Genomic DNA, 20,277 nt, shown 5'->3' with positions numbered 1-20,277 from the left:
GTTTTGCTGTGAATTAAACTAAATGTTGTAATTTTGCAAAAAATTATGAAGATGGTCAAGATTGGCAACATAGAATTACCCGAATTTCCTTTATTACTCGCACCGATGGAAGATGTTAGTGATCCGCCGTTTCGCAGATTATGCAAAACGCATGGCGCTGACATGATGTATTCTGAATTTATTTCGTCGGAAGGATTAATTCGTGATGCTATAAAAAGCCGCATGAAGCTGGATATTTTTGATTATGAACGTCCGGTTGGAATTCAGATTTTTGGTGGTGATGAAGAAGCAATGGAGATGTCTTCTAAAATTGTTTCTACTGTAAAACCTGATTTAGTGGATATCAATTTTGGATGTCCGGTAAAAAAAGTAGTTTGTAAAGGTGCTGGAGCCGGGGTTTTAAAAGATGTTGATTTGATGGTGCGTTTGACGCAAGCCGTTATCAAAGGGACAGATTTACCTGTTACAGTAAAAACGCGTTTAGGCTGGGACGAAAGTTCTATTAATATTGATGAAGTTGCCGAAAGACTTCAGGATATTGGTGTTCAGGCTTTGACAATTCATGCCAGAACTCGCGCTCAAATGTACAAAGGTCATTCTGACTGGTCACACATTGCAAGAGTAAAAAATAACCCAAGAATTACAATGCCTATTTTTGGAAACGGTGATATAGACAGTCCGGAAAAAGCATTAAAATATAAAAATGAATACGGTATTGACGGTATCATGATTGGCCGTGCGGCAATTGGTTATCCGTGGATTTTTAATGAAATCAAGCATTATTTTAAAACGGGTGAACATTTACCTGCTCCAACGGTTATTGATCGTGTTGAAGCTGCTAGAAATCATTTGCAATGGTCAATGGACTGGAAAGGCGAGCGTTTGGGAATTGTAGAAATGCGTCGTCATTATACGAACTATTTTAAAGGAATTCATTCTTTTAAAGAATTCAAACAAAAATTAGTTACAACTGATGCTCCAGAAGATTTGTTTGCGATTATGAAAGAAATCGAACAGGTTTATGCTGGATATGAGTTTGTTTAAAATATAATCTTTGTCAAAGTTTAAAACTTTGACAAAGAACTGATATACAAAAAAGACCTTCTATTTGAAGGTCTTTTTTTATACTCATATTCTAATTTTAATATTAAAAAAATTATTCTAAATTATTTTCATCATAGAAATGAAATTCAAGATTTCCTTTTTCATTTGTTCAATCGACTCTAAAAGCCTTTCTCTATTCTTCTTAGATGATAATAAATACTGTGTCTCTACATCTATCTCCGATGTTTGTTGTTCTTTATGTAAATCGCTTTCCATATATAATAACATCTTATTAATTACACTTGAACTCTTTTCCACTTTCCTCTTTTATAGAAAAAGATTCCGGCTAAAGTTATAGCGGTTTCGGCAACGGGAATTGCGATAAAAACTCCAGTTGGTCCCATATTGAAATGTTTGGCTAATACAAAAGCAAGCGGAATTTGAAACAGCCAAAACCCGAAGAAATTAATTCCGGTTGGTGTCCAGGTATCTCCTGCTCCGTTGAAAGTATTGATCAAAACCATTCCTATTCCGTAAAAGATAAATCCGATGCTCATAATTTGCAGCGCTTCGACCGCAATGGTTTTAACCATTTCGTCATTGGTGAAAAATGAAATAATATATTGGCCAAAGCCTAAAGTAATAATCATAATTGTGGCCATGAAAATTACGTTATATCTTGCTGTTGTATAAACCGATTTTTCGGCACGTTCAATTTGTTTTGCTCCTAAATTCTGTCCAACCAAAGTTGCCGCAGCATTACTCAATCCCCAAGCCGGAAGAATAAAAAACATCATAATTCTAAGTGCCGTTTGATATCCTGCAGAACCGTGGTCTCCACCAGTTGTTGCGACTAATTGTGCTAAGAAAATCCAGCTGCATGATGCAATTACGAATTGTAAAATTCCCGGTGCAGCTATTTTAACCAAAGCTTTTATTTGTTTAAAATCTGGAGCGAAATAGGCTATTTTAATTTTTAAAATTCCGTTTCCAGAGAACAAATGATAAACCTGATATAAAACTCCAATGCTTCTTCCTAAAGTTGTTGCCAAGGCAGCTCCAACTAAGCCAAAGGCAGGAATTGGTCCAAGACCGTTAATTAATATCGGACATAAAATAATATTGCAAATGTTGGCAATCCAAAGACTTTTCATTGCAATTGCTGCATTTCCTGCTCCGCGGAAAATTCCGTTAATCAAGAATAAAAGCATAATGCATAAACTTGAGCCCATCATAATCTGCGTAAATCTGAAACCATGTTCGGCAGCATCAACAGAAGCGCCCATCAAAAGCAGAATATCTTTGGCATAAATAACTCCCAAAATACTCAAGGCAGCGTTAACGGCAAATGCTACAATTATGGCCTGCATTCCGGCTTTTGCGGCAGCGACCGGATCTTTTTCTCCAATACGTCTTGCTACAACTGCTGTTGCGGCCATGCTCATTCCTATTGCAAGAGAATATATAATAGTCAACACAGATTCGGTCAAACCAACGGTTTGAATCGCAAAACTGCTATGCTCCAAATGTCCAACAAAATATAAATCGACTAAGGCAAAAACCGATTCCATCATCATTTCTAAAACCATCGGAATGGCTAATAGAATTACGGCTTTCTTTATACTTCCGGCAGTATAATCAAATGATTCGTCGCCTTTTAAGGCTTGTTTTAAAGTGGTAAAAAATTTAGAAAAAAAACTTTTTTGTATAGTTGTTTCTGTCATGATATATTAGGATAAATGATAAAATTGGTCCAGATGTTTTATCTGAACTGAAAAGTAAAAAACGTAAGTATCCTAATTATTCTTAAAAATAAAATAGGATTAGGCAGAAACTATCATATGCTGTAGATTTTCAAGGCGGTAAATATAAGTAATATTTTGAAAGAAAAAATTAATCTAATAATTTTTTACTTACACGGCTGCTGGCGATTAGAGAAGCTATAAATCCTAAAGAAACAATTGTTGTCATCACGATTACAACATTTTCAAGTGTAAAAACTACTGGGTAGGCCAGCGTTGGCGTGATCATTATCAGCTCATATTTTTGCTGTAATGTGACTAATATAATTCCGTAATAAAGTCCGATCAAACCTCCAAAAACACTAAGCAAAGTTCCTTGTAATATGAAAATTTTTCTTACGCTGTTTATTTCTGTACCCAGATTAACAAGGGTTTTTAAATTTGCCCTTTTGTCTAAAATCATCATAATTAAAGCTCCAATTAAATTGAAAAGTGCAACGATAATTACAAGCGTAAAAATTAAATAAACAGCAATATTTTCGGTATTGAGCATTTTATATAAAGACTCATTTAATTGCTCCCTATTTTTTATAGTGACTTTATTATTAAAAATCTTTTTAATCTGTGCATTAACCGCATTTTCATCTGTGTTTGATTTTAACCTGAATTCGATTCCCGAAATTTGATTTGGCTTATACATTAATAATTCCTGTGTTAAACCTAAATCGGCAAAAACATATTTTGAATCTAAATCTTCGCTAATGGAATAAATTCCAACGGGTAAAACATCTGTTTTATTAAATGCTTCTTCGGGATTGTCAATTGCTCCTTTTCCAGGTTTTGGGGCAAATATTTGCAGCGGGTTTTCGAAATCAAGAATTCCCAAAGAAAAATCCTGAGCAATTCCGTAACCAATCACAACTTGATACGAATCTGGTTTTAGCCATTGTCCGTTAAAAAGTTTTACTTTAATATTGTTTACAACCGGGTAAATGCTGTCAACACCTTTTAAATAAGTAACGCGTTGTTTGTCTTTAAATAAAAACAAAACCCTTTCTTCAATAATTTTTGTGTAACAGGCAACACCATTAATTTCTTTCAGCTCTTTTTCTTGCTGGGGTGAAATTAAAAATGATTTTCCGTACGTACTTGTCATTTTTAAATCCGGATCAATCTCATTTGTAAACGAAAGACTGAAAACTTTTAATCCGCTAAAAACAGATAAAACCACAAACAAAGCCATTGTACCAACAATAATTCCCAAACTGGCAATTAAATTGATGATGTTAATCGCGTTATTTTTACTAAGGCTGAAAAGATAACGTTTGGCTATGTAAAATGGGAAATTCAATTTATGATTTTCTTCTTTTTTCTAAAAGATCACGGTTTTCTATTGGATTTTCTCTGTTTGCTAATGCATTGTCAATTTTTTCGATATAATCTAAAGAGTCATCGATAAAGAAAACCAAATTTGGCACACGACGCAATTGAAGACGAACGCGCTGCGACAAATCATGTTTTATTAAAGTTGTATTTGATTTTATTCCTTCTAAAGTTTCCTTTGCTTTTTCTTGAGGAAAAATGCTTAAATATACCGTTGCCACAGATAAATCTGAGGTTACACTAACTTTGGATACTGAAATTACCAAATTGCTAACTCCATTTTTTCGCACTTCACCTTGCAGAATATCAACCAAATCTTTTTGGATGACACTGCCTATTTTTTTCTGTCTATTTGTTTCCATAGTGCAAAAATACTATTTTTAAATTCATTCAATGCAATTCACAATTAACAATTGTGGCAATAAAAAAGGGAACTAATAAGCTCCCGTTTTTTATTATCTATTTTGTAACCAATTTTCAGGATCGGTATTTGTTGTATTTTGAAGAATCAAGAATTTGATAACCGTTTTTCCGGAATCGCCGCTGGTTCTTACTTTTCCAATATTTTGTTTGATAGAAACTTTTTCTCCTTTACTTACAAATACTTTACTCAGGTTTTGATAAACGCTAAAGTAATCTCCATGCTGGATCATAACTACGGTATTTACCGGAGATAAAACCATTACACTGAAAACTTCACCAGCAAATACCGATCTTGCATTTGCACCATCTTCGGTCGTAATTTCAACTCCTGAATTATGAACTTTAATATCTGGGTAAAGTGGGTGCTGCTGATCTCCATAACCTAATGAAATAAATCCTTTTTCTACCGGCCAAGGCAGTCTTCCTTTGTTTGCTTTAAAATCAGCTGCTAAAACTTTATCTTCTGGTGTCATTGCGATTTTAGAAGATGAAACTGGTTTTACAGTTGCATTAGACCCAGGATTTTCTTTTGCTTTTTCAAGTGCTGCTTTTCGGTTTGCTTCGGCAATTGCTTCACGAATCAAACGATCAATTTGTCTGTCAATTCTTTTTGATTCGCTTTGTTTTGCTTTAATATCAGATGCGATTCTGTTTTTATCTTTTTTAATTGCGTTAACAAGTTTTTGCTGTTCTTTTTTCTCTACTTCTAAACTTTGTTTTTCTTTTTCATTTTCAACAATAATCTTTTTCTTAACCTTTCTCTGTCCGTCTAATTTTGCATTAAAATCAACTAATTGAGCGGTTTTTGACTGAATTTCTAAACCTTGGTTTTTTCTGAAATTTGTATATTGTTTTAAATATTGTGCTCTTTTGTAGGCTTGTAAAAAACTTTCTGATGATAAAATAAACATCGCACGACTTTGTTCAGAACGGCTTTTATATGATTTCAAGATCATTTTTGCGTAATCTTCTTTTAAAACCGCCAATTCTTTTTTCAGTTTATTAACCTGTACCTGGTTAATATACATATCGTTGCTTAAAATCTTTTCCTGTTTTGCTGTTGTATTGATCAGCTTTTCTTTAAGCTTGATTTTATTTGCCTGAATTAAATATTCATTCACTGCTGATTTTTCTTTTTTCCTTACAGACTGCAGCATTTTTTCGTTGTCTTTTATTTCCTGAAGAATCTGCGCTTTACGCTGTTCAAGTTTTTCTTGCTGCGAATCTTGTGCCCAGACAAAAGTCGTGGCGCAAACAAAAATTAGGCTTAGGAGAAATTTTGGCATCTTTCTATTTTTCTTTTTACAAATTTACTTAATTAAAACTTTTTTATAACCGCTTGGCACACTATACGGAAAAGAAAGTTCTTCGTTAAATGATATATTGTTATAATTCAAATTAATATTGGTTGTTCCTTTTGGCTGCAATGCATTAATTACCAATGTTGTTGGAATAGTTCCCTGACTGAAAGTTTTAGTATCTGAATAATTGATTTCTAATTTTATATTTTCAGCTGACTGAGAAATCTGTTCTTTTTGTACTAAATATTTTTCAGGATCTAAATAAAATGCTTTTTGAATCTTTTGACTTTTTTGATCTTCTAAACGAATAAGATTTTCTACAATTGTCTGCGTATACTCTCCTTTTCGTAAATCATCAAAAGCTTCTCCAATTAATAAATTCTGAACTTTATTATAATCCAGGTCAGTTCCAAGCCATTCGCTTAAACTGCTAAAATCTCCTTCATAATAAGTCCCTTTTATTTTTTCGTAATAACTTACTGTTGTTGGAGTTATCAAAGCTTTTGCCATTGTAATTCCCAGAAATTTAACACTTATTAAAATCTGTTTGTCTTTTTCGATTTTTATATCGGCGGTAACATTTTGACTTTGTTTTTCGTCTTCATATCTCGCGCTGGCCCTTATGTTTAAGGTCGAAAAATCTAATTTATTTTCGTAATGTTTTTCGATGGCTTTATTGTCTTTTTTCGCAACAACTTCGGTAGTATTATTGTTTTGAACAGCGACGGCTTTGGATTTACACGAAACTATAAAAACCGACATTAATACTATTATAATATATTTTTTCATCTTAATTTCTCCTTACTTCTTTTTTAATAATTCATTAGCCTTCAAAAAGTATTCCTCTTTTTTCTTAGCATCTCCTAATCCATTATATGCCTCTCCCAATTGAATATTAAAATTTGCCTCTAGTTTTTTATCATCAACAACATAATCAAGTCCCATTTCTAAAACGGTTTTTGCATTTTTAAATTGCTGTAACTGATTGCTTCCCAAACCTGCATAATAATAAAATTGCGGCTGGCTTGGATAAACTTCAATCATTGTCATGGCTCTTTTTGTCATTGGCGCAAATTGTTTTGCCTGAGTATAAGCTTCAAGCAAAAGCAGATTCGTTTCACGATCTGTGTCTGAATTAGTCATTAAATCTTTTTCGTAATATTTAATGGCGTTTTCAAACTGATTTTTACTGTGATAAAATTTTCCAATTTCTTTCGCAACATCAACTTCTTTATCATTGTCAAAATAAGAAATGGCTTTTTCTAACTCTGCTCCGTATTGCGGATTTTTATTTACATAAATCAAAAACTCATTTAAGGTTCGATGTTTAATTTTTGAATCAATTTTTGAACTTGATAAAATTACGTTCATCGACTTAATAGCTTTGTCTGCCTGATTTGCATCTAAATAACTTTTGAACAAACTTACCTGTCCCCATTCTGAATCTGGAATTTCTTTTGCCAATTGTTTTGCAACATCAACGGCTTTGTCAGTTTCGTCAGATTTTGAATATAGAAAAATCAGATTTACATAATTTGATTCTTCTTTTGGATTCTTTTTAATCTGCTCAATTAAATTTGAAATCTCTGCATTTTGATATTTCCCTTGCGATAAAATCTGCATTTTATAACGATCACGATCTTCTGATTTTCCGAATTTATCATTCATTTCGTTAATCGTCAAAAGCGCTTTATCATATTGGTTTGTCAACATATATAAAGAGATCAAATCGTCTTTATATTCTTCATCAAAAACAATAATTTTCTGAATCGTTTCTATTGCCAAAGTGTAGTTTTTGGTTTCGTAACTTACATCGTAAATTCCGAGCCAATACCATTTGTTTTTTGGATTTAACTGTGTGGCTTTTTCAAATGCATTTTGGGCATTTTGATATTCTTTTAGTGCCAGATAATTTTTTCCAACTTCAAAATAAGCGACAGCATCAGAAGGTTTTATTTTGATACATTTTTCTAAAGATGCTATTGCTTTATCGTAGTTTTCGATTCCTTTTTGTTTTAAAGATTCGTAAAAAGCATCTTGATATTCATCTGGTGCCAAAGCAATATCTTCCGGTTCCGTTTGTGCGAAAACCGAAGCTGAGTTGCTTAGTAAAGCAAAAAATAAAATTATCAAAACTCTTTTTTTCATCTGTTTTTTTATTCTAAAACCGAATAATCTCCAATGCTTATACTTGTGAATTTTCCATCATAACTAACATGATTTCCAATCATTGCATTATCTAAGTTAGCATTTTTTATTTGAGAATTAGTTTGTATTAAGCTATTTTTAATAGAACTGTCGGTTACATGGCAGCCTTTTCCTATCGAAACATTTGGCCCAACTGTTGTATTTTTCAACACTACATTTTCACCAATATAACAAGGAGGAATAATTGTTGAATTTTCAAGCGTTACATTATAATCTACTAAATGTTCTCCGTCATTATGTAAAAACCCTAACATTCTACTGTTCGTTTCAACCGTAACATCTTTGTTTCCACAGTCCATCCATTCGTCAACACTTCCGGTTTTAAAAACTTTTCCGTTTGCCATCATGGCTTTGATACCGTCGTTGATTTGGTATTCACCGCCATTTTGAATATTATTATCTAAAACTCCCTGAAGCTCTTTTTTCAGATCTCCAACTTCTTTAAAATAATAAATTCCGATAACGGCTAAATCACTAACAAACTCTTTTGGCTTTTCAACCAATTCTATAATTTCATTATTCTGGTTTAATTTTACAACTCCAAAAGCTTCCGGCTGATCGACTTGTTTTACCCAAATTACAGCATCGGCAGATGGATCTAATTCAAAATCGGCTCTGATTAAAGTATCCGCGTAAGCGATAACTGCTGGTCCTGATAACGATTCTTTTGCACACATAATAGCGTGCCCGGTTCCTAATGGTAAATCCTGACGATAAATTGAAGCTTTTGCTCCTAAACCTTGTGCCAAATCTTGCAGACTTGTAACAACATCATCTCCAAAGAATGCTTCGTCTCCAAGAATGAATGCAACTTCTTCTATTGGCTGTTTTAATATTTTAGCGATATCTTCTACTAAGCGGTGAACGATAGATTTTCCCGCAACCGGAATTAATGGTTTTGGTACTGTTAAAGTATGTGGGCGAAGTCTTGATCCACGACCCGCCATTGGAACGATTATTTTCATCTAATTCTATTTTATATGGGAAGATCCTAAAACCTTCGTTTGTTTGGTTAGTTCAAGTTTTTAAATACAGTAAAGGACTGTCAACTGCGACTGAAAACTACTTCACTCCAGTACTTCCAAATCCGCCTGCTCCTCTTGAAGTTTCAGTTAATTCTTCAACTTCAATCCATTCTGCTCTTTCGTGTTTGGCAATAATTAATTGTGCAATTCTTTCTCCGTTTTCAATTACAAATTCTTCATTTGATAAATTTACCAAAATCACCCCTATTTCACCTCTGTAATCAGCATCGACAGTTCCCGGAGAATTTAAAACTGTAACTCCTTTTTTTGCTGCCAATCCGCTTCTTGGTCTTACTTGTGCTTCGTAACCAATTGGCAATTCAATAAAAAGTCCTGTTTTTACAATTGTTCTTTCTAAAGGTTTTAACGTAATTGGTTCTGTAATATTGGCACGCAAGTCCATTCCTGCAGAAGCAATTGTTTCGTAATTTGGTAAATCGTGTTGTGATTTATTGATAATTTGTATTTTCATTTTTATTATAAAAGATTAAAAAAGCACTTTTACTTTCTATTCATTATTCCTTTGATTGTGTCTTTTTCGTTGTGATAAACAAAGTACATAAAGGCTAATAATAACGGAATTCCAACAAAATAATTTTCTCTAAATCCATAAAAAGAAATGGCAGAAAATAAAATTGAAATTCCTAAATAAGCCGAAATTTTATTCATGTCGTAAGGAATAGGATAATATTTGTTTCCTAAAACATACGATATTAACATCATACTTCCGTAAGCAGAAATAGTTGCAATTGCAGATCCGTAATAACTGTATTTTGGAATTAAGAAGTAATTTAAAACCAAAGTTACGATTGCTCCAACAATTGAAATATAGGCTCCAATTTTTGTTTGGTCTGTAAGTTTGTACCAAACTGATAAGTTATTGTAGATTCCTAAAAAGAAATTTGCCAGAATAATTAACGGTACCACTTTCATGGCTTCCCAATAGGATTTATTGTCTAATAAAAGATATTTTAAAATGTCTGCAAAAACGATAACTCCCAATAAAATCAGTGAACCCAGAATCACAAAATATTTTGTAATTACGGCATAAGTCTGAGGTGCATTTTCGTTTTTTGCGTGGCTGAAAAAGAAGGGTTCAATTCCTAATCTAAAAGCGGTTGCAAACAAAACCATAAATAAACCTAGTTTATAACAGGCAGAATATGCTCCAACTTCTGATTTTGCAAGATTTTCAGGAAGTAAATATCCTAATAAGATTTTATCGAAATGTTCATTAACCGCAAATGCAAGTCCGGCCACTAAAATTGGCAGGCCGTATTTCATCATTTTTTTCCAAAGTACGGGATCAAATTTTCGTCCAAGCGAAAGATAATTTGGAGAAAGTACAATGAAAGTGGCTAAACTTGCCAGCAGATTGGCGATGAAAATATAGGCAATCTGGAAATTTTCTACATATAAATTATCCCAAACTGAATTAGGATTTGAAGCTGCAAGTTTTGGCAGATACAGTAAAAAGAAAATATTCAACAATAGATTAATTACTACATTTCCAATTTTAATAGCAGCATAAACCATTGGTCTTTGATTTGCTCTTAGCTTTGAAAACGGTACCAAAACCAATGCATCTAAAACTAAAATCCAAACAGAATAGGTAATGTACTGCGCATCAACTTCGGCCCAGTTTGCCAGTGTATTTCTAAAAATTAAACCTGCAAACAAGAATCCAATTGACGACCAAAATATTGATATTGTAGAAGTTGCGATTACATTTTTCTTATCTGTTTCGGCACTGTAGAATCTAAAAAATGCCGTTTCCATTCCGTAAGAAAGAACTACGTTAAAGAAAACCATCCAAGACAAAACAATCGAAACTTCGCCGTATTCGGCAGTTGGTAAAATACCTGTATATAATCTGACCAATAAAAAACTGAGCATTCGCGGTAAAACGGTTGCCAGTCCATAAATTGCAGTTTGTTTGAATAGATTTTTATATAATCCCAAAATAATTAGTAATAAAGTTCATGAAACAAAAATAACCAATTCTTTGGTTTTATTAGTGTTTTTGAAGATGCAATAAAAAAACTTACAATATGATTTTAATGTGTCATTTTATTTTCATCCAAAATTTTCACAAAATGAAAACCTCTCGGGTTATAACCTTGGTTATAATAAAAACGATGTGCTCCAAAATTTCCTGTAAAAGCATCAAGGACTATACTGCTGCAGCCTAGATCAAGCGCTTTTTGTTCGATAAAATCTGTAAGTAATTTTCCGATTCCTTTAGAACGATACTCCGGATTTACTACAAAATTGTCTATTTCGAGATATTTTCCCGTCCATAATTTGGTTGCTGACCAGCATCCTGTAATGCCCAAACAAACTTCATTTTCAAAAACTCCAATCTGTGTATAATTGTGTGGAACCATCTCAGAAAGAAAGGATTGGTATTTTTCTAAAGTTATATTAGGATATAGAAATCTGATGGTGTCAATTTGAGCCATCATTTCGTCAACCGTAGTAAATTCGCGTATTTGTAAAGCCATTGTGATAGATATAGACCTCAAAATTAATTATTTTTTTTAAGTAAGTTATATAATTAACAACACACTAACATGTGAAATATGTAAATTAAGGCAGAAAATTATGTAACTTTTTTTAAACCGTATTTTCTTAAATTTGTTTCACAGGGATTGAGAAAGCTAAATACAACCCTTATAAAAAAGGAAGCACTGGGACTAATAAAGCTTGTTTGTTCCCATAAAAGACAAAGCACAAGGGATTGATTCTGCTGAAATGTAACCCTAATAAAAACAGAGCACCGGGACTAATAAAGCTAGTTTGTTCCCATAAAAGACAAAGCACAGGGATTGATTCTGCTGAAATGTAACCCTTAAAAAACAGAGCATTGGGATTTATAAAGCTAGTTTGTTCCCATGAAAGACAAAGCAACAGAGTGATAAAATCTGTGTCAATAATTTTATAAAATGGTATTGATTCTCAATTTTGGGTAAATTGAGAATCACCATTTTATAAATTTTCTTGTTTATAGATGATATTCTTAAAAAAGAAAAACTTCCAAAAAAAAAAATAGCCGACAAATATTTGTCGGCTATTTTTTTATCAGGAACCAGAATTATATTCGATTTCTTTTAATTCCGGAATATCGTCATCCGTTAATGTTTTTAAAGTCTTGCTGCTTAATTTTTTCAGAGTTATAATTCTATTTGCTTGATTTTGTACACATTTTTCAAATATGTTTCGTACTAATCTGGCATTTCCAAAACTTTCGGTTTTATCTCTATATAATAATTCAAAAGTATCTGTTAGTTTTTCTTTAGCGTCTGTAGAAATTATAAAATCTGATTTTACACAAAACGATTCAAAAATTTCATACAATTCATTAGGAGTAAAATCTTTAAAATAGAAATATCTATTAAAACGAGATCGTAATCCGGGATTCGATTCTATAAAAACCTTCATTGGTTCTGTATATCCTGCAACCACAACAGCCAGATCTTCCCGGTGATCTTCCATTCTTTTCAAAAGTGTATTTACAGCTTCTGCTCCGTAATCGTTTCCAAATGCATTTTGAGTTAATGCATATGCTTCATCAATAAATAATACTCCGCCAAGACTTGATTCTACCGCGTCATTGACTTTTGTTGCTGTTTGCCCAACATAACCCGCAACTAAACCTTCTCTGTCTGTTTCAAACATTTGGCCTTTGGATAAAAAACCCAAATGTTTAAAAATTCTACTTAAAAGTCTTGCTACAGAAGTTTTTCCAGTTCCTGGAGGACCTAGAAAAACGGTATGCAAAGTAATTTCAACATTTTTTAATCCTTGCTCAGAACGCTTTTTTTGTATTTCTAATAAATTGATTAGTTCAGAAACATCTTTTTTTACTTCTGCTAAACCAACTAATTCGTTTAATTCTTTAAGTACTTTTTCCAGCGTATCTTCTTCAGGAAGATTGTTTATTTCTTTTTTATCTGTTTGCGATGTCTTCGCATTTAAACCCAAATAGCTGCTGAAAGCTGTTGTGTTTTCAAATTTTTTACCAAACGTAAAATAAATGAAGTTTTGATATTTAACTAGAATTTCATCTAACTTGTTATGCTTTTTTATAGATAATAATTCTGGCAGTAAGTACTGATTTTGCTGCGCATTTGATGTTATTATCTTGTTCTCTTTTTTTATTTTTACAAGAAGATTTTTGAAATTCTCTGTAAAAATCAACTGATTCAATTCGTTTATAGAATTTTTGTCTGCAAAATGTTTGTTGCGCAAAGCATCATAATAATACGCCAGAACAAATTCTTGCTTTTCATTTTTCGCTCCAGATTCTCTTTCATAAAGATTAATAATATCCGAAAGAAAAAAATGTTCTGCTTTAAACAATAACCCTTTAGAAAAATCTGGATTTACTGTTTCATTTAGCTTTTGAATAAAATCTGCATCTTGATTTAATATATCACATATTTCAAGAATCTGCTTTGTTTCTTTTTCAAGCGCTATAATAAATGAAGCCGTAAAAACGGCTTCATTAGTAGATATATTTGTTTCTAAATATTTTTTTAGAGACAAAAACGAGTCTTCAATAATCGATATTGGATTGTTCTTCTTTGCCATATTTTTATTTAAGAAATCATCATTTGATGAATAATTTCTTTTGATAATTTTAAGTGGTCATCACAATAATCTTTCCAAGAAAGTCCCATGTCTCTTAAATCATATTTTGCTACAATGGTTCCGTAGTTTTCTTTTTTTCCATTAATAGTTGGATGTCCAATAACGTAAATAGTTTGCGCTAATTCAATTGCCAGCTCAATATCATGAGTCGAAAAAATAACCGTATTAGATTCCGAAGATTTTCCTAGTAACTCAAATGATTTTTTTACTTCTTCAATATTTCCAACATCTAATCCTGAAAAAGGTTCATCTAAAACAATAAATTGATCAGACGAAAACAGCTGTTCTATAATAGCCGTTCTTTGTCTTTGTCCTCCAGAAAGTTCATTAGGATATTTATCTTTACAATTTTCTAATCCCCATTCTTTTAGATATTGCTTTATTTTTTCGTCTTTTTCAGTATTCGAAAGCGTTGTTTTTCTTAACGAAAATTTCAAAGCTTGAGTAACTGTTTTATGTCTGAACAAAGTATATTTTTGATCTACAAAACCAATGTCTCCTTCGCATACCGCTTTAGCGGCATTTGGTTCTTTGTTTTCGAAATCTCTAATTAATATTTTTCCGGAATTAATCGGAATTAATCCTGTCAACGCTTTAAAAAAAGTTGATTTTCCTCTTCCTGATCTTCCAACAAAAGCTATAACTTGACCTGTACAATCAACACCTTCTCTAATTACATCTTTTTCTACAAGACTTATATCTTTTATAATAATAGTGTCATCATAACCAACGCTAAGATTTTCTACATACAAAAGCGTCTCTTTATATTCGTGTTTCATGATTATATTTTTGAATATCTAAATACTGCTTTTCTTAAGAAATTTATTCCTGCATCTAAGCCAAGACCTATTAATAAAATAATTATTTGAAGTGCAATGATTCTTCCGGTATTCATAAATTTATCCGAGTTTTTTATTAAAAATCCTAATCCTCCAGAAGCTACCACAATCGATTCTACTGTTACAAGCATCATCCAGGTAATAGCCAGATTTTGTCTGATTACATCAATTACATAATCTATTCTTCCTAAAATAATGACCTGCACGAGAACTTCCCAACGGTTACATTTTAACATTTTTGCGTGATCAAATTCTTCTTGCGGAATATCTTTGATAACTGCAATTAATGACGTTGTTAAAAATGTAGTCAGGAAAATTACTAGAATCCAAACCTGCATCATTCGTGCTTCATGAATTACCATTGTAATATAAAATGAAAGTCCTGTAAAAGGCAGGAATCTAAATTTTGTGATAAATTCAGAAACTGATTTTAATAGCGGAATTGGCCATGCATACGCAAAGAACAAGGAAATAATTGTCGCTAAAAAAATCGAGATAAAACACAATTTCAACGAATTGAAAATATGTACCACCAAACCTTCTTTATACAAATCTGAAAAACCGGTTAAAACCTGAGCCGGAGAAGGAAATAAATGCTTTTCGCCAGATGTTGCTGCAAACCAAATAATAATCAAAAGAACTAACCAACCTATCAAAATAAGTGTCTTGTTTAGTTTTGATATTTTTTCAAAAGGAGTTAAAATTTTTATCATGCTCATTGTAAAAAAAGGCTATCTATTAAGATAGCCTTTTAATTATTTTTATTTTAAGAAAGTAATAACTACACGTCTGTTTAGTGCTTTTCCAGAAGCAGTATTATTATCTGCAATTGGATTACTTTGACCTTTTCCGTCAACTAATTGGAAACGATTTGCAGGAATACCTTTTTGTTTTAAATACTCTACAACTGCTTGTGCTCTGCTTTTTGATAAAGCTAAATTAGCATCAGCATTTCCAACATTATCAGTATGTCCAACAACCGTTAATTTTGTGTTTTCAGCTTGTACTAAAAGATTGTAAATTTTCTCTACTTCTTTACTAGATGTATTAGAAATTTCAGAACTTCCTGTGTTAAAATTAATTTTCCATTCTCCAGAAGCTACAACTTCTTTTGCTTCCCCACTATAATCTGCTTTATCTGCAGAAGTAGATTCAATATCGTTGATGTTTTTCAAGAAGAATAAATTTACTGCCTGATCGTAAGGTACAACAGCTCCAACATTTTCATTAAATCCAAATGGATTCAATTCTGTCAAATATCCTGCAACTTGATTGTAAACTGATTTATATCTGTTCACACCATCAGATAAACCATAATATTGCATTGCATCAGCATAGTTAAATACTTTTGAACCTCCCATATTATAAGTCAATCCGCCTTTTGTTCCTTGTTGTCCTTTGAACATTTTATACCAATATTCAGGAGTTTCAAGTTTATAAGTTGCCGCAACCGCTTCAGAAGCTCTTACTTTCCAATCTTCGTAATTTTTCATTTGGTTTGAAGCCGTCAATGCCGATTTCAAAATATTAGAAACAATATCAGGATTTTTTACCGCCCATTCTTTCACACCAATAATTGTAGTTGGCATTTGGTTGTTGAATTCTTTTGTAGAAACGATATCAACAAAACCTGTCAATTTATCAAATACTGTTTTATCACCAGGTGTCCATGTTGCACAACCATCGATTTTTCTGTTAACAGATTTTCCAGTTAATTTTCCATCAACTACTTCTTTCAAAGTAACAGTCCATCCTGTAGTTTGGGATTTAATCAACTCTTCTGCCGATTTAATATAATCATCATTTTCTGATGGATAAATATTTACCGCTTCTGCATCATAAGTTGTTGGATCAGGGTTTACTTTTAATCCGTTAGCAAAACAATAGTTTACAGTAGTAACCCAGTCACCATCTCCAAGAACTGCAGATATAACTGAACCTTTCATAGATTTTGGATCTGATTTCCAGCTTGGAGGTCCAATCAATTTATCTTCTCCATAACTCATACCTACTGCTCCCATTACCTGAACATGGTATTTATCTTTTCCGTATTTTTCGTCAAGTGATTTTTGAACAGAACTAATGTAAAATGGCGCACCATCACCCATAATAATAACAGCAAAAACACTTTTTTCTGAAGATGGAAAAGCTTCGCCTTTATCAAATTCTTCGATAAATTTCATTTGCATGTTACGCAATTCTGAAAGCCAGTCCTGACGGATAATTTCAAGATTAACTCCGTTTTTTTCCATTAATGATCCTTTTGTTGTTTTTGGACCACCATTAGAAACAATAATTCCAGACTGAGCATTCCATGCATAAGCACCGATTCTTACTAAAGGTTTGTCTGCAACTTCTGAAGATAATTCAGTCGATGGAAGTGGAATTTTTGCAGCATTGGTAACATTATTAACATCTGTCTGATTCAGTTCAATTCCATTTAATTGCTTTGAAACTGCTGTTTTAATTCCTGGAGATATATAGTAAACTCCTCCTAGAATTACACCAATTCCAACAATAACGATTAATAATTCAGAAAAGGTTGTTAATTTTTCTGTTCTTAAAATTTTTCCCATTTTTATTTAAAAATTAAATTTAATTGTATTAAAAAATATCACCAAAACCACCACTAGATAATTTATCTTCTTTGGTCATTTTATAATTTGGACTTGTATATTTTGTTGAATCCGGAATTGTATTATCGCCTGTTTTAATTTCATCTGCTAATGAATCTAATCTTGAATAAAGCTCATCATTATCAACAGAATATTTAGATGTTAATGCATCGATATCAATCAGGTTTTCTGAAGTTCTTGCAATATCCTGAGCAATAGTAGACGTTACCACTTCAAGGGCATATTCTAATTCCCAGTCTTTAGTAAACATCATAGCACTTTTTGCACTTTCTGTTGCTTCTTTAGCATTTCTGGCAAATTCATATTCTTTTTGAAGCATTTTAACCGTAACATCAAAATCAGCAATTTTAATATCAATGGCTGTTCCTGCTAAAGTCAGTTTACGATCCATTTTTCCTAAAACATTAGCACGAACACCATATTTCTGAATAAAACTTTTGCTTTGTTCGTATTGAGTCGAAACCCTTTGAAAATCACTTAACTTTCTGGCTAACTCACTTTGCAGGGCTACATATTCATCTGTATCTTTTGCCGCAACTCCATTTTGTTTCACCATTTCATCCATCGCCGATTTCAATTTTTCTGACTGGCGCTGTAAACTCAACACATCTTCCTGAAATGCTTTTGCTTCTTTTTCAGACTTACTAGCTTCAATTTCCATTTCATTTTTAAGACCTTTTAGCTTTGCTTTAGTATTCTTAAAAACTTCACGGTTTTTAATCATTTTTTGTTTTTGCTCTTCTAATTCATTAAAAGGATTACTTTGAATTAGTGCTTTATGAAGATTTTTTGTTGCAAAACGAAGGGCTTTCATTATTACTGGAGCCATCATAACTAAAAAAACCAAAAATACTCCTGTCGCAGATAAGGCTATTGCCTGACCAAGCATTGTAAATAATGGTGGGATAATATAAGTCCAGACCAAATATCCTCCAACTCCTAATAAACCTAATGCTAAAGCCAAAAACAATGACTTCTCTCCTTTTTTAAGTGCACCTGATTTCAAAGCAATTTCTCCTTTAGACTCGTCAAAATGTTTAAGTATTGGCAGCGTCAAAAGAGTGCTTCTTTCTTGTTCGAATTTATCCATTATTGTAAATATTGATTTATTCCTGTAATTACAGTATTGATTGATGATAATATTTTTTGTTTTGCCAAATCATTTGCTTCCATTTTCAATTGAATCTCCGAAAGTTGTTCCCTATTAACAGGATCAATTTTTTGAAGTTCTATTTTTTTCGCTTCTAATTCTTTTTGAAGATCAAGAATTTTGGCTTCTAAATCAGAAATACTTTTAGATAAATTATTTTTTTCTTTTGTAATCGTATTGTCTAATTCTGTTTTTTTATTTTTTCCAACAGTATCATATTTAGTATGTACTTTTTCAATTTCTGTAATATAAAAACTTCCTTTTTGCAAAAGAAAATCTTTAGTCAAATCAGATTTAATTGATTTTCCCATTGCAAAAGCCATCTGATAACTTTGCGGATTTGTTACTCCAACAGCCATAACAGACTTATAAAGTTCAAAAAAATCAAAACCTTCTTCATTCAATGAATCAAAACCTTTATCATAAACTTCAAAAATTTCGTTTAAAAAAGGGTTTGCCAATGAATTTGCTGGAAATGATTCTGTAACTTGATTCGGAAATTTATTGTCTGAGGTTGGTAAAATGGGAGCTGATGGTGGAGTTGCAGCTTTGCCCTCTGAATTATCAGTCTCATCATTAATGAAAAGACTCTTCCAATTAAAACTTTCTTTTGCCATCGTTTGTAGGTGATCTATTTTTTAATAACTTTTTGGTTGTTAAATGTTATACGCAGAAAGCGTTAAAAAGTTACTAATTTTAAAAACATAAATATATACTTTTTTAAAAATATAATGTAACTAATTTATTATCAGATCTTTTTATTATAATCAAATTTTAAAAAATTTCTTTCATTATTCTGCTTCTCATTAAAAAAACTGGTATAAAACAGAATCCAAAAATACTTAATAAAAAATCAATTTCAGCATAAACAATAACAAAAAGTAAGAATTAACTTAAATTATTTGTTTTGAAGAATATTTAAAAATCATCACCATTTTTCGTTCAACTAATAGTATAAAAAAAGAGCCAACAAATTAATGTCAGCTCTTTTTAAATTTTAAAAAAAATTATCTTATCCGTTCAAGGCTTCTGCACCACCAACGATCTCTAAGATTTCGTTTGTAATTGCAGCTTGACGTGCTTTGTTGTAAGTTAATTTCAATTGGTTTCTTAATTCTGTTGCGTTGTCAGTTGCTTTGTGCATAGCTGTCATACGCGCACCATGCTCAGAAGCAAATGAATCACGAATACCTTTGTATAATTGTGTTTTTAAAGACTTTGGAATTAAAGTCAAAACAATTTCTTCTTTTGAAGGTTCAAAAATATAATCTCCAGCAGAAACTGCAACATCAGTTTTAATAGGTGCTAAAGGCAAAAACTGCTCTGTCTGAACAATTTGAGTTGCAGCATTTTTAAACTGATTGTAGATCAATTCGATTCTGTCATAATCTCCAGATAAGAATTTTTCAATCAGATTATCTGCAATTCCAGCAACATTATCAAAAGTTAAATGATCGAAGATTGCATTATGATGCCCGTGAACTTTATAAGTTTTAGCTAAAACATCATTTCCTTTTTTACCAATAGGAAAAACATCAACCTGTTTTCCAGCGTAAAATGCAGTACGGTTTTTAACTTCCTTAATAACATTTGAATTGAATGCACCACATAAACCTCTGTTTGAAGTTATAGCTACAAGCAATACTTTTTTTACTTCACGTTGAGTTGTGTAATCTCCTCCAACTTCACCTTCAAGTGTAGCAGAAAGATTTTGTAATAACTCTGTTAATTTCTCGGCATAAGGGCGCATTGCAGTGATTGCATCTTGTGCTTTCTTAAGCTTTGCAGCAGAAACCATTTTCATTGCCGATGTAATTTGCATCGTCGATGAAACGGAAGTAATTCTATTACGGATTTCCTTTAAATTTGCCAT

Annotated in this window: 18 protein-coding genes; 1 reads left to right on the top strand and 17 read right to left on the bottom strand. The window is 32.1% G+C overall.

What is annotated here, in order from left to right:
• Positions 1-51 precede the first annotated feature (51 nt).
• On the top strand, positions 52-1,044 hold the full coding sequence (gene dusB, locus B3C18_RS16525; RefSeq protein ID WP_180857035.1) for a tRNA dihydrouridine synthase DusB: 993 nt from the start codon (positions 52-54) through the stop codon (positions 1,042-1,044).
• Between the two features lie 296 nt (positions 1,045-1,340).
• On the opposite strand, the gene B3C18_RS16520 is transcribed toward dusB, so the two are convergent.
• From B3C18_RS16520 to atpG, 17 genes are all read right to left on the bottom strand, one after another.
• Positions 1,341-2,768 (bottom strand): MATE family efflux transporter, encoded by a 1,428-nt coding sequence (locus tag B3C18_RS16520; protein WP_291149011.1) that lies wholly within the window; start codon positions 2,766-2,768, stop codon positions 1,341-1,343.
• Positions 2,769-2,937: 169 nt separating this feature from the next.
• Positions 2,938-4,137, bottom strand: coding sequence for an ABC transporter permease (locus B3C18_RS16515; RefSeq protein ID WP_291149007.1), 1,200 nt, complete (start codon positions 4,135-4,137; stop codon positions 2,938-2,940).
• 1 nt (position 4,138) lies between these two features.
• Positions 4,139-4,531 carry a 30S ribosome-binding factor RbfA gene (rbfA, locus tag B3C18_RS16510; RefSeq protein WP_053472967.1) on the bottom strand — a complete coding sequence of 131 codons (393 nt, stop codon included), beginning with the start codon at positions 4,529-4,531 and terminating at the stop codon, positions 4,139-4,141.
• 93 nt (positions 4,532-4,624) lie between these two features.
• Positions 4,625-5,878: a murein hydrolase activator EnvC family protein gene (locus B3C18_RS16505; RefSeq protein WP_291149003.1), complete on the bottom strand. Its 1,254-nt coding sequence runs from the start codon at positions 5,876-5,878 to the stop codon at positions 4,625-4,627.
• Positions 5,879-5,902: 24 nt separating this feature from the next.
• Positions 5,903-6,682, bottom strand: a complete 780-nt coding sequence (locus tag B3C18_RS16500; protein WP_291149000.1) for a DUF4292 domain-containing protein — start codon at positions 6,680-6,682, stop codon at positions 5,903-5,905.
• Positions 6,683-6,694: 12 nt separating this feature from the next.
• A complete protein-coding gene (locus tag B3C18_RS16495) occupies positions 6,695-8,041 on the bottom strand; it encodes a tetratricopeptide repeat protein (protein WP_291148998.1) in 1,347 nt (448 codons plus the stop codon).
• An 8-nt stretch (positions 8,042-8,049) separates the two neighbouring features.
• Positions 8,050-9,066, bottom strand: coding sequence for a sugar phosphate nucleotidyltransferase (locus tag B3C18_RS16490; protein ID WP_291148996.1), 1,017 nt, complete (start codon positions 9,064-9,066; stop codon positions 8,050-8,052).
• Between the two features lie 97 nt (positions 9,067-9,163).
• On the bottom strand, positions 9,164-9,598 hold the full coding sequence (gene dut / locus B3C18_RS16485) for a dUTP diphosphatase (protein ID WP_053472973.1): 435 nt from the start codon (positions 9,596-9,598) through the stop codon (positions 9,164-9,166).
• A 29-nt stretch (positions 9,599-9,627) separates the two neighbouring features.
• Positions 9,628-11,088 (bottom strand): lipopolysaccharide biosynthesis protein, encoded by a 1,461-nt coding sequence (locus tag B3C18_RS16480; protein WP_291148992.1) that lies wholly within the window; start codon positions 11,086-11,088, stop codon positions 9,628-9,630.
• Between the two features lie 95 nt (positions 11,089-11,183).
• Entirely contained in the window at positions 11,184-11,630 is a 447-nt protein-coding gene (locus tag B3C18_RS16475) for a GNAT family N-acetyltransferase (RefSeq protein ID WP_291148989.1), read from the bottom strand.
• 577 nt (positions 11,631-12,207) lie between these two features.
• A complete protein-coding gene (locus B3C18_RS16470) occupies positions 12,208-13,719 on the bottom strand; it encodes an AAA family ATPase (RefSeq protein ID WP_291148985.1) in 1,512 nt (503 codons plus the stop codon).
• A gap of 8 nt (positions 13,720-13,727) precedes the next feature.
• Positions 13,728-14,558, bottom strand: a complete 831-nt coding sequence (locus B3C18_RS16465; protein ID WP_291148982.1) for an ATP-binding cassette domain-containing protein — start codon at positions 14,556-14,558, stop codon at positions 13,728-13,730.
• A gap of 2 nt (positions 14,559-14,560) precedes the next feature.
• The gene (locus B3C18_RS16460; RefSeq protein WP_099710163.1) at positions 14,561-15,331 is read right to left on the bottom strand and encodes an ABC transporter permease; all 771 of its coding nucleotides are present in this window, start codon (positions 15,329-15,331) and stop codon (positions 14,561-14,563) included.
• Positions 15,332-15,379: 48 nt separating this feature from the next.
• Positions 15,380-17,194 (bottom strand): OmpA family protein, encoded by a 1,815-nt coding sequence (locus tag B3C18_RS16455; RefSeq protein ID WP_291148973.1) that lies wholly within the window; start codon positions 17,192-17,194, stop codon positions 15,380-15,382.
• Positions 17,195-17,222: 28 nt separating this feature from the next.
• A complete protein-coding gene (locus B3C18_RS16450) occupies positions 17,223-18,344 on the bottom strand; it encodes a hypothetical protein (protein ID WP_291148970.1) in 1,122 nt (373 codons plus the stop codon).
• Positions 18,344-19,021, bottom strand: a complete 678-nt coding sequence (locus tag B3C18_RS16445; RefSeq protein ID WP_291148967.1) for a hypothetical protein — start codon at positions 19,019-19,021, stop codon at positions 18,344-18,346. The genes B3C18_RS16450 and B3C18_RS16445 overlap by 1 nt, the downstream gene beginning before the upstream one ends.
• 395 nt (positions 19,022-19,416) lie before the next feature.
• A complete protein-coding gene (gene atpG, locus B3C18_RS16440) occupies positions 19,417-20,277 on the bottom strand; it encodes an ATP synthase F1 subunit gamma (protein ID WP_291148963.1) in 861 nt (286 codons plus the stop codon).

This window comes from Flavobacterium sp. UBA7680, assembly GCF_002482975.1.
In the GTDB taxonomy this organism is placed as follows: domain Bacteria; phylum Bacteroidota; class Bacteroidia; order Flavobacteriales; family Flavobacteriaceae; genus Flavobacterium.
The sequence above is the reverse complement of the archived record's forward strand: the minus strand, read 5'-3'. Positions and strand labels throughout refer to the sequence as shown.

Excerpts from the sequence above, each read along its gene's own strand:
- dusB (WP_180857035.1), top strand. The coding sequence starts at position 52 with ATGGTCAAGATTGGCAACATAGAATTACCCGAATTTCCTTTATTACTC.
- atpG (WP_291148963.1), bottom strand. The coding sequence starts at position 20,277 with ATGGCAAATTTAAAGGAAATCCGTAATAGAATTACTTCCGTTTCATCG.
- B3C18_RS16445 (WP_291148967.1), bottom strand. The coding sequence starts at position 19,021 with ATGGCAAAAGAAAGTTTTAATTGGAAGAGTCTTTTCATTAATGATGAG.
- B3C18_RS16450 (WP_291148970.1), bottom strand. The coding sequence starts at position 18,344 with ATGGATAAATTCGAACAAGAAAGAAGCACTCTTTTGACGCTGCCAATA.
- B3C18_RS16500 (WP_291149000.1), bottom strand. The coding sequence starts at position 6,682 with ATGAAAAAATATATTATAATAGTATTAATGTCGGTTTTTATAGTTTCG.
- rbfA (WP_053472967.1), bottom strand. The coding sequence starts at position 4,531 with ATGGAAACAAATAGACAGAAAAAAATAGGCAGTGTCATCCAAAAAGAT.
- B3C18_RS16455 (WP_291148973.1), bottom strand. The coding sequence starts at position 17,194 with ATGGGAAAAATTTTAAGAACAGAAAAATTAACAACCTTTTCTGAATTA.
- B3C18_RS16465 (WP_291148982.1), bottom strand. The coding sequence starts at position 14,558 with ATGAAACACGAATATAAAGAGACGCTTTTGTATGTAGAAAATCTTAGC.
- B3C18_RS16470 (WP_291148985.1), bottom strand. The coding sequence starts at position 13,719 with ATGGCAAAGAAGAACAATCCAATATCGATTATTGAAGACTCGTTTTTG.
- B3C18_RS16495 (WP_291148998.1), bottom strand. The coding sequence starts at position 8,041 with ATGAAAAAAAGAGTTTTGATAATTTTATTTTTTGCTTTACTAAGCAAC.
- B3C18_RS16490 (WP_291148996.1), bottom strand. The coding sequence starts at position 9,066 with ATGAAAATAATCGTTCCAATGGCGGGTCGTGGATCAAGACTTCGCCCA.
- B3C18_RS16460 (WP_099710163.1), bottom strand. The coding sequence starts at position 15,331 with ATGATAAAAATTTTAACTCCTTTTGAAAAAATATCAAAACTAAACAAG.
- dut (WP_053472973.1), bottom strand. The coding sequence starts at position 9,598 with ATGAAAATACAAATTATCAATAAATCACAACACGATTTACCAAATTAC.
- B3C18_RS16505 (WP_291149003.1), bottom strand. The coding sequence starts at position 5,878 with ATGCCAAAATTTCTCCTAAGCCTAATTTTTGTTTGCGCCACGACTTTT.
- B3C18_RS16475 (WP_291148989.1), bottom strand. The coding sequence starts at position 11,630 with ATGGCTTTACAAATACGCGAATTTACTACGGTTGACGAAATGATGGCT.
- B3C18_RS16520 (WP_291149011.1), bottom strand. The coding sequence starts at position 2,768 with ATGACAGAAACAACTATACAAAAAAGTTTTTTTTCTAAATTTTTTACC.